Genomic DNA, 12,411 nt, shown 5'->3' with positions numbered 1-12,411 from the left:
TAAAGATATGCTGCATTGAAGAGAGATGGTAGACTGTGGAAAGTATTCCAATATTGGCGTTATGGAGCGCTGATCATGAAAATTCGTTAAAGGGCTAAAGGAGAGTGAACACAATACCGAATTTCAAACAGGCTGATTGGTTGCAGCATAAAAATATTCAAACACTTCTTCGTATTTTGTCGTTGGATAATGAGGAGGCGCGTGTTGTTGGTGGTGCAGTCCGTAATCAACTTCTAGGACAGCCCATTAGTGATATTGATATTGCGACAACTTGTTTGCCACAGAAAGTTATCAAGCGCGTAGAAGAAGCAGGATTTAAAGCTGTTCCTACTGGTATTGATTTTGGTACAGTAACGGTGGTTGCTGAATCATGTTCTTATGAGGTGACAACTCTTCGTTCTGATGTTGAAACAGATGGCCGTCACGCGAAAGTTGCTTTTGGCCGTGACTGGAAAAAAGATGCTGAACGACGAGATTTTACTATTAATGCACTGTATTGTGATGCCACTGGCCAACTTTATGATTTGGTAGGAGGTTTGAGTGATATTGCAAGCCGTACAATACGTTTTATTGGTGTTGCAGAACAGCGTATTTGTGAAGATTATTTGCGTATTTTACGCTTTTTTCGCTTTTTTGCTTGGTATGGAGCAGGACGGCCTGATGCACAAGGATTGAAAGCGTGTGTTGCTTTAAAACAAGGTTTGCATAAACTCTCATCTGAACGTGTTTGGGAAGAAATAAAAAAACTTCTTGCTGCTTCAGATCCAACACGTGCCCTTTTATGGATGCGTCAAAGTGGCATTTTAACACTTATTTTTCCTGAAACAGAAAAATGGGGTATTGATGCAATTCACTCACTTGTGAAAACAGAGCATGTTCTTGGTTGGAAAGAAGATCCGTTATTGAGGTTACAAAGTCTTCTTCCACCTGATTCTGAACGCCTTCAAGATATTGCTCGTCGTTTACGTTTTTCTAATAAGGAAAAAACGCGGTTAAGAGAGTGGGCAAAGGTAGAATCAATAAGTCAAAATTGTTCAGAGATCTGTTTGCAAAAACTAATTTATTTTCATGGTCGACAGCCGATTTTAGATCATTTATCTTTATCTGTAGCAATTGTATGTGCTGGTCCTGTAGAGGGAAACGAGAATTCTCAAAGAATAGAGCATTATATGAAGCTTTATCAGCTTGCTCAAAGGTGGGAGATGCCTGTCTTTCCTGTCAGTGGTAAGGATTTAATAGAAAGAGGTTTTGCTAAAGGGAAGATTGTAGGACAAAAACTCAAAGAATTAGAGATGATATGGGTTGAAAGCGGGTTTTTAATAGATCGTAATGAGCTATTAGAAAAATTTGAACCGTAACATTATTCTTTGTTTTTTTTACTTTAATCCATCATAACCAATTTGGCGTAGAGCTTCTCCTGTTGTTATGGCCACGCTCATTGCGAGATTTAAAGAACGCATTTGCTGTTGCATAGGAATTTTTAATGTATAATCAACTGCTTGATGAACATAAGCAGGAACACCTACTGACTCACGACCAAAAAGTAAAACGTCATTTTTCTGATAACATATATTTGTGTAATACGTTGTTGCTTTTGTACTCAGGAGCAAAAGACGACGATTAAATTTCTGCATGGCATCAAGAAAATGTTGCCAATCAATGTGTCTCTCTAAAGAGGAACGTTCAAGATAGTCCATACCTGCCCGTTTGAGATTGCGATCTGATAGATCAAAGCCTGCAGGTTCAATGATATGCACATGCACGCCAAGACATGCACCAAGACGTAAAATTGTTCCAGTATTACCAGCAATGTCTGGTTGAAAAAGAGCGATGTGAAGTGTCATACTTTGTCCAATATGATTTTATATACTCACTTGTAAAGAAGTGATGCAGGTTAATTCAGGTATAAGGGGAGTTAGGTTTTTTTGTTTATCTGTGTTGTCATGTAAGTTATTTTTCTTTAGAGAGTGAAGTCATGTTTTAGCTTTTTCATTGTGTTCAGGATTTTTTTGAGCGGTGCCTTATTTTAACCTATGAGGATGGAATTTCAAAAAAGTTTGAAAATTGCATGTGCGATACTTGAGCATTTAACTGTAAGCAGTTTATCTTCTTATAATTAGTAAGACTTGCTTTTAATTATTGGGATGAAGTTTATTGATATTGCAAAAAACAAATTTGGCCTATTTTAGATGAAAGATCTAAGAAAAATTGAAAAAAAAAGTGATAAAGTCACTGGTTTGAAAGCATAGAGGGAAAAAATTCGATGATGATGCATTAAATAAAAACGGAGATGAATAATGAAGAAAATGACTTCCATTGCTCTTGTGTTAATTTTTATGCTTTCTCATGCTTATAGTCAATCTTTTACGCTCCCTTCAGAATTTGAAACAGTTTTGGCAAGTGATGTTGTACAGGTTGATTCAGATATATCTCCTCATTATGAGGTAACACCTTTAACAGCTGATTTTGTTGTTTCAAGTCTTATTGGTGCAGATATATACACTATGGAAGGTGAAAATATTGGCAAAGTAAAAGATGTTCTTTTGCGTCAAAATAATATTGAGGGAATTATTATCGTTTTTGGTGGTTTTTTAGGTATGGGGGATCGTTATGTTGTTGTTCCTTCAGTAGCAATTAAGATGACATATGATGATGGCAAATGGAAGCTTATCACGCATATGACAAAGGATGCTTTGCAGGACGCTCCAGAATTTAAGTATGAAGGCCTTTGGGTACGTTAATTTTGCGTTTTTATTTTTTATGGAAGATTAAAAAATAGTGCGCTCATTATAGGGCTTATTTTTGTTGAAGAGTATTCTTAAAGGCATAAAGATAATCTGACGCAAAGAAATTTCCTTTTAGTTACTAAGAGGTCATGAAATTGCAAAAGAAAGAAATTAAGTATTGTGCTTAAACAGCATGACATCACCGTCTTGTACAATATATTCTTTTCCTTCATCACGAGCTTTTCCTGCTTCTTTTGCTCCGTTTTCTCCTCCTAAAGTAATATAATCTTCATAGCTGATAGTTTGAGCACGAATAAAACCACGTTCAAAGTCTGAGTGGATAATACCTGCTGCCTGGGGTGCTTTTGTGCCACGGACAATTGTCCATGCCCGTGTTTCTTTAGGTCCACAGGTAAAATAAGTAATGAGATCAAGCAAACGATAACCAGCACGAATGAGTCGATCTAGACTAGGCTCAGATAATCCTAGAGCATTAAGATATTCTGTTGCTTCTTCATCAGTGAGTTGGGCAATTTCAGATTCGATAGAAGCAGAAATGATAATAGTTTGTGCGTTCTGTTCTTCTGCTATTTTTTCAATCACTTGAGTAAAATCATTGCCATGAGCAGCTTCATTTTCATTTACGTTACAAACATAAAGCACAGGTTTTGAGGTTAAAAGATTTAGGCTATTAAGAATACGTCGCTCATCAGAAGGAAGATCTTTGAGCAATAATCGCACAGGACTTCCCTTTTGCAACAAGGCTAGTGCTGCTTCCATGATAGGCAGGATTGTTAGAGATTCCTTGTCTTTTCCAGTTGCAGTCTTTCGGATTGGTATGATACGTCGCTCTAAGCTTTCAAGATCTGAGAGCATAAGTTCAGTTTCAACAATCGTCGCATCAAAAACGGGATCAATTCGTCCTTCTACATGTGTAATATCTTCATTTTTAAAACACCGTAGCACATGGATAATAGCATCAACCTCACGAATATTCGCTAAAAATTTATTGCCTAAGCCTTCACCTTTTGAAGCACCACGGACGAGTCCTGCAATATCAACAAAACTGATACGCGTAGGAATGATTTCTTTTGAATCGGCGATAGAGGCAATTTTTTTCATCCTTGGATCTGGAACGGCAACTTCACCAGTATTCGGTTCAATCGTACAAAAAGGATAATTGGCAGCTTGTGCTGCAGCTGTTTTTGTTAATGCATTAAAAAGGGTTGATTTACCGACATTGGGTAGTCCAACAATCCCGCATTTAAAACCCATAAGCTCTCTCTCTATTGATTTTAAGTTGTTTTATAATTCAGATAAAGCTTCATTTGTATTTTTATAGCATGTTTTAGAAAGAGTTCTAGTCTCTAATTTTTATGATTGTGCACAAAAGAACATATTGCGTAATTCTTATAATTGTTTAATCATCAAATACTGAATATTCTTATTTTTAGTGTTAATAAAATTATAAATAAATTTTAATAATATGCTAAGTTTCTTGTAATATGATAAGTGACAACATAAAATAATTTGGAGAAAATATGGGGTTATTATTTCGTCGTATTTTTTTGATTGCAGCACCATTAGCGTTAGTTGGTTGTCTTACACCTCAGTCGAATGTATCGCGTTTTCCTTCTCAACAAGCTTGGTATGTTCCAGAGAAAATGCAGGTTTTATACGGAGCTGTAACGAATGAATCTCACTTTTTGCCTGCCATTGATCTTACAACAATTCATCCAAAATTTTGGCGCCAACAAGTTGATTATGAAACAACTTATCCACCTGGTACGTTGGTTATAGATACAGAAAAATGTTTTCTTTATCTGATTGGTGAAAATGGCAAAGCTCTGCGTTATGGTATCGGCGTTGGTAAAGAAGGGTTAGCTTTTCAAGGTACAGGAGTTATACAATATAAACGCCAGTGGCCTTCTTGGAGGCCGACTGCAGCAATGATGGCTCGTGAGCCAGAACGTTACGGTCACTTAGGGGAAGGTATGCCAGCGGGTCCTGATAATCCATTGGGTGCACGAGCACTTTATCTCTTTCAAGATGGACAAGATACGTTCTTCCGTATTCATGGCTCACATGAAACATGGTCGATTGGTCAGGCTATATCAAGTGGATGTATCCGTTTGCTCAATCAAGATATTATTGATCTTTATGATCGTGTTCCTAATGGTTCACATGTGGTGGTTTTACCGAGAGATTCATTTAAGGGTCAATCGACAGGATTCTTTTGATTCAAAATAATTATGAGTTTGAACAGTTTTATTTTATAGATTCTATATTTTTCCCCAATATATATGCGCTTGCCTTTCCTTTTAAAAAGAAAGGGGATATCAAACATAAAAAAATATGGGGAAGAATTTAGGTGCATTTCATGTTTTCGTGAGAAATCACGCTTTACTGTAGACCTTGGTTTTTCATTGTTAACGAGACCTTATTCATAAAGCAATTGCTATCTCCTTTTATAAGTATAGCAACATTGTTTGCAATTATACCTAATAAAGTCGGTAACCATTTTTGATCAGATTGTGTAAAATTTCCTAAAACATATTGATCAACCAGTTCTTTAGCGATAGGGCGCCCGATCCCTAAGCGTACATGGTGGTAATTATTACCACAGTGACTGTCGATTGATTTTATACCCTTATGTCCATTACTTCTTCCACCAATTTTTACACGCACTGTTCCTGGTGGTAAATCTAATTCATCATAAAGAACAATCAGGTGATCTAAATCTAATTTATAAAATCGTAAAGCTTCTCCAATGGCTTGACCAGATAAATTCATAAAAGTTTGCGGTTTTATAAGAAGAATTTTTTCATCATTGATAAGACCATTTGAGATTTCAGCTTGAAATTTTTTTGACCATGGAGAAAAGGAAAAAGCTTCATGAATGGCATCAACAGCCATAAAACCGATATTATGACGGTTATTTTGATAGTGTGAACCGGGATTGCCAAGACCAGCAATAAGTAACATATGCGCCTTTGGTAAAGTATAAAAGATTAGAAAAACGCTTCAAAAAAGGCGGGAAGTTTCTCCCGCCTACGAAAATTGACTATTTTTTTGCATCACTTTCGTTGTTTTCTTCTTCTGAAGTATCATCTATGCCAGCTGGTGCTGCGATCGTTGCAATGGTAAAGTTTCGATCTTGAATAACTGGAGTTACACCTTCTGGTAATTGTACTGCTGAGATGTGGATGGAATCACCAATAGAATAACTGGAAAGATCAATCTGAATCGCATCAGGAATAGCATTTGCTGGTGCAGTACATTCAATTTCATGGCGAACAATGTTCAAAACACCGCCGCGTTTAATACCTGGGGCTGTGTCTTCATGAAGGAAATGCACAGGAATATTGACATGTACGATTGATTTCGCTGAAACGCGTAAGAAATCCACATGTATAGGGAAGTCACGAACCGGATCAAGTTGATAATCTTTTGGAAGAACTTGAATTTTTTCCTTGCCGATTTCGAGAGTAGCAATAGTGGTACGAAAACCACCACCGTGGATTTTATAGAAAATTTCCTTGTAGGGAACCGAAATTGCCAAAGGAGGCTGTTTGTCACCATAAATGACAGCTGGAATAAGACCATTACGACGGAGTTCACGGGAGGACCCCTTACCAACCCGTTCGCGTACTTCGGCCTTAAGAGTGTAGCTTTTGCTCATGATTAAGTCCTTATTTACATGATTGGAGATTCATCAAAAATCAATAACAATTTTTGCATGAATATGAAGATATGCACTGCAAAGTAGTAATTTCTTCATTCTGCGTTGCCTCCAAGGGTGTCTACGCAGAGGCTATATTTATAATTCAAACCATTTGGAGATGCAAGAGTTGTCAGTGAAATCCGTCGTTCTTACCACTGAAGGTGTGTGACAAATATAACACAAGATGCACAAGTAAACATTGTTGATGGATAATTGAACAGTCAGTGCACTTTTTGCTAACCTGAAAGTCCATTTTTATCGTGTATGCTAACTGATGTTAAACTTATTTTAATGAGTGTAAATTTGTTATTATCCATGCAATTTTAGTGGTCAGTATCCTCTGTTTTTTGATATTAGCTAAGAAAGGTTTTAGAAGAAATAAAGGCGCTGTTTAGTCAAATAAACTTGAAACAGATTGCTCTGTTGCTGTTCTTGCAATGGCTTCTCCGATTAAGTCAGAAATCTTTAGAACACGGATGTTATGTGCTTTTTTAACTTCTTTTGTTGGCATAATCGAGTCGGTAATGACTAATTCTTTCATTTTTGAATGTGTAATGTGTTCGATAGCCTTTCCGGAAAGGACACCATGTGTAATATAAGCCGTGACACTGTTTGCACCTTGTTCGAGAAGAGCACTTGCTGCGTTGCATAAAGTTCCGCCTGAATCGACAATATCATCTAACAAAATGCAATCTTTGTTAGCTACATTGCCAATGATATTTATAACTTCTGATTCTCCTGGGCGTTCACGGCGTTTGTCGACAATAGCAAGCAGACTATTTAAGCGTTTAGCTAAGGAACGTGCACGTACAACACCACCAACATCAGGTGAAACAACAACGACATTTTCAAGAGAATAATGCTCTTTAACATCACGAGAAATGACAGGAACAGCATAGAGATTGTCAGTTGGAATATCAAAAAAACCCTGGATTTGTCCTGCATGCAGATCCAATGTTAACACGCGATGAGCACCTGCTTGGGTAATCAAGTTAGCAACGAGTTTTGCTGAAATAGGAGTGCGTGGTCCAGGTTTACGATCCTGGCGAGCATAACCAAAATAAGGTATAACAGCTGTGATGCGGCGTGCTGAAGAGCGCCGAAGAGCGTCAATCATGATGAGAAGTTCCATCAAGTGATCGTTGGCTGGATAGGATGACGACTGCAGAACGAATACATCCTCACCACGTACATTCTCATGTAATTCTACGAAAATTTCCTGATCAGCAAAACGTTTTACAGTTGCTTCACCTAGGGTAATTTTTAAATAATTTGCAACATCTTCAGCAAGGCGTGGATTAGAATTGCCACAGAAAAGTTTCATGATAAAAGCCTCTGAGTAATCATGATGAAATTTAGCAACGTTTTAGCTTTTTGTTACCAGATTGCAAGGGAACAATGACAAAGCATCACAATTTTATCTATCCTTGGTTAAAAGAGCTGATACCTCATTGTTTTTTTAATATTGTCATTTTTAAAATGGAGTTTTCAATATGATTTCAATTATTTTGGAAAGGGAATCATGGAAGTTATTCACACCATTATAAATTGTAAAAACTATCTATTTCTGCCTCAGTAAACGGTATCTTTTTATGCTACGGTTGATATCACTTGAGGATTTATGGTTATTGGTAGGCTGTGTGTATACTCAGATCACAACGATTTAAGGTTGTAGCAAAGAAGCTTACCTTTTATGTGTTAGCATAAGGGCAGAAATTTGCCGTCCATAGTCAGGTTCATTGCGATGTGTTGCACGGCGGTAGGAAAAAAAACGCTGTTCATTTTGATAAGTGCATAGATGCAGACAAGAAGCATTGATACCTTCTTGTTGTAACTTATCCATAATGAATGCCCATAAATTAAAGCTAAAATGGTTTTCTTTATCTGTTTTTAAAAAATACTTTTGGAATTGGTTTTGGTAATCCATAAATTGATCGTAGAATTCGCCTGTTATTTCATAATGGTGAGGACCAATACAGGGTCCAAGAACTGCTGTTATTGATTGTCGTTTGGCTCCTTGTTTTTCCATAACTGAAATTGTTTTTTCTAAAATTCCGTTCAAGCTTCCTCGCCAACCAGCATGCGCGGCACCAATGACACCTGCTTGCGGATCAGCAAAAAGAACGGGGCCACAATCAGCTGTAAGAATGCCGATTGCCAGACCTTTTGTCGTTGTGACGAGAGCATCAGCTTTAGGACATTCACCGATAAAAGGTTGATCAACGACGACGACTTCACAAGAATGTATTTGATTGACAGTGATTAAATTTTGTACTTCAATGTTAAAATAATTAGCAATGAAAGTACGGTTTTGTGCAATGTGTTCAGAATAATCTTTTGAGCTTTGGCCAACATTGAGACTCTGATAAATATTTTTTGAAATACCTCCCTGACGTGTAAAAAAACCGTGCTTTATTCCCTGTATATGCAAAGAAAAAAGATTATTTGCGAGAATAGGTTCAGGGATAGACTTCATAAAAGCTCCACATGATGAAATTTTGAATGAAAATGGTTAAGCAAGAGGATAATTTACGTTAATGGTTGTTATTATTAGCACTCAAGAATGAAAATAGGGGTATGTTTTTATCACTAGCATAGAGAACTTTAAAAAGTTTTCCCATTTGATTTGAGCTGGTTAGCCGTTCAACATCTTGACGAATTCTATTCTGAGTTGCAAAATTTTTATCAGAGCTAAGCTTTTTTGCACGTTCCAGAATTCCCATTTTAAAGAGAAAATCTCCTTGTTCCAAAATGGTAGCAAAACAGCCTTTTTGAAGGGCTATCTCTTTCAAAGAGAAAAAATCAACATGTGATGTTAAATCATGTTCTCCTGGAGCAGAAAAAATATCACGAAATTGGTGTTTTGAAATAGCCTGCAGTGTGTCTCCAAATGCAATGTTAGAAGCACCATAATCAATAAGTAAGGCAGAACCTTGCGTTTGCATTAAGCGATTGCTGATTTTTTGCATCAATTGGTTGCGTAAAGGTGCATATTCCCAAATAGTTCCATCAGGCATTTCAGCACAATAATTTGGTAAGCTTTCAGAAGAAAGTTGATGTGAGTCAGCAATAAAAATAAGATGACCACTGGGATTAAGGGTAATGAGGCGTTCTCTCCATTCTCCATTGATTTTGATATATTGATGAATGGGAAGGGTATCGAAGAGTTCATTCGCAATAAGGAGTAAAAGGCCTGGGGGTATCTGATCAAAGCTCTCAATGTTGTGAATTTTTTTTTGATAGGATGAGAGGCGCTTTTTTTGTTCTGTTGCAAGGTTTTGGCTTATTTCAACAAGAAAGATTTCTGCAGCATTAAATGCTGTTATACATAGTTTCTGAATAGTCCGTAAAACATCATCCATAAGTATTCCACGTCCTGGACCTATTTCTGCGAGAATAAAGGGATGTGGACAGCCTTGAGCTTCCCAGTTTGCAATAGTCCAAATACCAATCATTTCTCCAAATAATTGGCTTATTTCAGGTGCAGTAACAAAGTCGCCGGTACGTCCAAAGGGTGTTTGTGTTTGGTAATAGCCAAATTGTGAATCTGTAAGGACTAAAGACATAAATTGGCTAACAGTTATTGGTCCCTCGAGAGCAATAATTTTTTGAATTTTATGTTTTAAGGTTGCCATTATTTTATAAAATGATTTCTGAAGGATTGGAAAATAGCATAAAAACCAAATAAAATCATAGGAAGAGATAAGGCCATACCGTAGGTAAATCCAGAGCCATAAAAGAAAGCAGAAAACCATTCTGGATCCTCTTGAGGAACACGGAAAATTTCTGAAATGATGCGCGCTATTCCATAGCTTATGATAAATGTGCCTGCTACAGTACCCGGGCATTTAAATGCTTTGAAAGCAAAAATAATAAAAGCAAGTACAATAAATAGAAGAAATCCTTCCATGAAGGCTTCATAAAGTTGGCTTGGATGACGTGGCAAATATTGAGGATCAAGGGAAAAGCAGACGGCCCAGGGAACATTCGTAACATTGCCCCATAACTCTTGGTTAATGAAGTTACATATTCGCACGACGCCAATTCCAAAAGGAGCGCCTGCAGCAATTGTATCGAACATTGCCCAAATATTGATGTTGTGTTTCCGTGCAAACCAGATTATTGCGATAGTGGTACCAATTAGGCCACCGTGAAAGGACATTCCTCCATCCCATACAGCAATGATAGAACTTGGATGGTTAAAATAATAAGTAGGATCCCATATCAGTACCTGTCCTAAACGACCACCAACAACGATACCAATAGCAGCCCAAACGACAAAGTCACTTGTTTTTTCTGCATTCAGGGGAGGATGGTTTGCATACCACAAGGATTTTTTGTGCGATAATTTTTGTACATACCACCAAGAAAAAAGAATGCCTACGACATAACCAAGACCATACCAATGGAGTGCTATAGGTCCTAATTGAATAATAATAGGATCAAGAAAATCAGGAAAAGGAATAGCAGGACAAGAAGGGAAATTGTTCATGAAGTCAGGCATTAAATTTTAAGAGAATATAATATTATAAAATCATGACAGACGAATGCGCAATGGTCAAGTCAGAGACAGTCGATTCAGCGGATGATTAAGCCAAAGGTAGTTAAGTTAGGGGTAAAGATCGTCTGCTGTTGGTATAGTGGTAAAAGGCTAAAATAAATCTATGTTGCTAAAAGAAAATACAGTATCTACATATGATAAAAATACATTATAATGACATATTGCATAAGTAGCTAACATTAAAGGAAAATATCATGAGTAATGGATCAAACCGTATTCTTGATGAATTGGCAAAATTGATGACAGATGTTGCAGGTGCTACACAAGGTATACGGTATGAAGCTGAAATATTTTTTCGTTCGCAAATTGAGAAGATAGTGCATAAGCTTGATCTTGTTTCACGCGAGGAATTTGAAATAATGAAGGAAATGTTACTTAAATTACGTGCTGACAACGCTGATTTGATAAAACGTCTTGATGATTTAGAAAAACAAAATCAGAAAAAATCTAAAACGACCTAAGTATAGAAAAATTATATTCTTTAAAAATAATCCCCAATTTTTCGATGTTAAGCATAAAACTGAAAAATGCTTAATCTTGAGTCTGTTAGAGCAGATAGTCGATATATTTTTAATAAAAAAGCATTTTTTTTGAGTAAAGGGGCTGGTGCTATGAGATTGTATGAATACACTGAAAAAGCTTGATGATTCGTTTTGTTTTTATCAGGTTTATTTGTTGTAGGAAGCATGCTCTGTTTTGCTTCTCAGTTTTGTGTGTGGTTTGTCTAATATTTTAGTGCGTATTTGTTAAGTGTAAAGGCTATAATTATAACAAATGTTGTTACGATTATAATTAGTTTGCGCTTTTGTTAATAATATTTTTCTGTCATCGAGGGTTAATGATGGGGTTTGCTTTTAGCATCGCAGAAAGAAAAGAGCATCCGGTAGATTTTATTGAACAGATTGCTTACCAATGTGATTGGTCTTTTGAGCGCAGTGCAGAAGATGAAATTAATGTTTGTATCGAAGGAAAACAGGCTAATTATCACCTTTCTTTTTCATGGATTGAAGAGCAAGAGGCTCTTCATTTAGCTTGCGCGTTTGATCTTTCTATTGAAAATGCTCGAACAATGGAAATAAGTCAGTTATTATTGGCAATTAATGAAAAATTATTGTTAGGACATTTTGATTACTGGCAAGGGGATAATTCTGTTATTTACCGACAGGGCCTTCTGCTTGCTGGAGGGGTGCATCCATCTCATATACAAGTTGAGACATTGTTGATGAATGCGCTTAAAATTTGTGAAAGTTATTATGCTGCTTTTCAAATGGTTGCTTGGGCTGGTACAAGCGCTTATAAAGCGCTACAATATGCCTTATTTGAGACTGTAGGAAATGCTTAAGCCTTTCAACAATTTAAGGTATGGTTGTTTGTAAAGCTTTTGGAATGTGTTAATGTGT

At 36.7% G+C, this 12,411-nt stretch carries 13 protein-coding genes; 5 read left to right on the top strand and 8 right to left on the bottom strand.

The window, feature by feature from the left end:
* Nucleotides 1-104: 104 nt before the first annotated feature.
* On the top strand, nt 105-1,358 hold the full coding sequence (locus tag H710_RS05195; RefSeq protein ID WP_041849765.1) for a CCA tRNA nucleotidyltransferase: 1,254 nt from the start codon (nt 105-107) through the stop codon (nt 1,356-1,358).
* An 18-nt stretch (nt 1,359-1,376) separates the two neighbouring features.
* Here H710_RS05195 and H710_RS05190 read toward each other — a convergent pair whose 3' ends face one another.
* Nucleotides 1,377-1,844, bottom strand: a complete 468-nt coding sequence (locus H710_RS05190; protein ID WP_041849764.1) for a tRNA (cytidine(34)-2'-O)-methyltransferase — start codon at nt 1,842-1,844, stop codon at nt 1,377-1,379.
* A 453-nt stretch (nt 1,845-2,297) separates the two neighbouring features.
* On the opposite strand from H710_RS05190, the gene H710_RS05185 reads away from it, so the two are divergent.
* A complete protein-coding gene (locus tag H710_RS05185; protein ID WP_041849763.1) occupies nt 2,298-2,741 on the top strand; it encodes a PRC-barrel domain-containing protein in 444 nt (147 codons plus the stop codon).
* A 156-nt stretch (nt 2,742-2,897) separates the two neighbouring features.
* On the opposite strand, the gene ychF is transcribed toward H710_RS05185, so the two are convergent.
* Nucleotides 2,898-4,001, bottom strand: coding sequence for a redox-regulated ATPase YchF (gene ychF / locus H710_RS05180; protein WP_041849762.1), 1,104 nt, complete (start codon nt 3,999-4,001; stop codon nt 2,898-2,900).
* Nucleotides 4,002-4,267: 266 nt separating this feature from the next.
* Between ychF and H710_RS05175 the strand changes: the two genes are divergently transcribed.
* A complete protein-coding gene (locus H710_RS05175) occupies nt 4,268-4,966 on the top strand; it encodes a L,D-transpeptidase (RefSeq protein WP_041849761.1) in 699 nt (232 codons plus the stop codon).
* A 163-nt stretch (nt 4,967-5,129) separates the two neighbouring features.
* On the opposite strand, the gene pth is transcribed toward H710_RS05175, so the two are convergent.
* From pth to lgt, 6 genes are all read right to left on the bottom strand, one after another.
* The gene (gene pth, locus H710_RS05170; RefSeq protein ID WP_041849760.1) at nt 5,130-5,711 is read right to left on the bottom strand and encodes an aminoacyl-tRNA hydrolase; all 582 of its coding nucleotides are present in this window, start codon (nt 5,709-5,711) and stop codon (nt 5,130-5,132) included.
* A 79-nt stretch (nt 5,712-5,790) separates the two neighbouring features.
* Nucleotides 5,791-6,408, bottom strand: coding sequence for a 50S ribosomal protein L25/general stress protein Ctc (locus tag H710_RS05165; protein ID WP_041849759.1), 618 nt, complete (start codon nt 6,406-6,408; stop codon nt 5,791-5,793).
* A gap of 433 nt (nt 6,409-6,841) precedes the next feature.
* The gene (locus tag H710_RS05160) at nt 6,842-7,774 is read right to left on the bottom strand and encodes a ribose-phosphate pyrophosphokinase (protein WP_041849758.1); all 933 of its coding nucleotides are present in this window, start codon (nt 7,772-7,774) and stop codon (nt 6,842-6,844) included.
* 360 nt (nt 7,775-8,134) lie between these two features.
* Nucleotides 8,135-8,926, bottom strand: coding sequence for a peptidoglycan editing factor PgeF (pgeF, locus tag H710_RS05155; protein ID WP_041849757.1), 792 nt, complete (start codon nt 8,924-8,926; stop codon nt 8,135-8,137).
* Between the two features lie 58 nt (nt 8,927-8,984).
* Nucleotides 8,985-10,085, bottom strand: coding sequence for a class I SAM-dependent methyltransferase (locus tag H710_RS05150; protein ID WP_041849756.1), 1,101 nt, complete (start codon nt 10,083-10,085; stop codon nt 8,985-8,987).
* Nucleotides 10,085-10,942 (bottom strand): prolipoprotein diacylglyceryl transferase, encoded by an 858-nt coding sequence (gene lgt, locus H710_RS05145; protein WP_041849755.1) that lies wholly within the window; start codon nt 10,940-10,942, stop codon nt 10,085-10,087. Before lgt ends, H710_RS05150 begins: the two co-directional genes overlap by 1 nt.
* A 263-nt stretch (nt 10,943-11,205) precedes the next feature.
* Between lgt and H710_RS05140 the strand changes: the two genes are divergently transcribed.
* Complete coding sequence (locus H710_RS05140; protein ID WP_041849754.1) at nt 11,206-11,472, top strand: accessory factor UbiK family protein; 267 nt, start codon at nt 11,206-11,208, stop codon at nt 11,470-11,472.
* A gap of 380 nt (nt 11,473-11,852) precedes the next feature.
* The gene (locus H710_RS05135; RefSeq protein ID WP_041849753.1) at nt 11,853-12,353 is read left to right on the top strand and encodes a YbjN domain-containing protein; all 501 of its coding nucleotides are present in this window, start codon (nt 11,853-11,855) and stop codon (nt 12,351-12,353) included.
* The last annotated feature ends 58 nt before the right edge of the window (nt 12,354-12,411 follow it).

It is taken from the genome of Bartonella bacilliformis Ver097 (assembly GCF_000709795.1).
GTDB lineage: Bacteria > Pseudomonadota > Alphaproteobacteria > Rhizobiales > Rhizobiaceae > Bartonella > Bartonella bacilliformis_A.
Note: the sequence above shows the minus strand (reverse complement) of the source record. Positions and strands in the feature narration are given on the sequence as shown.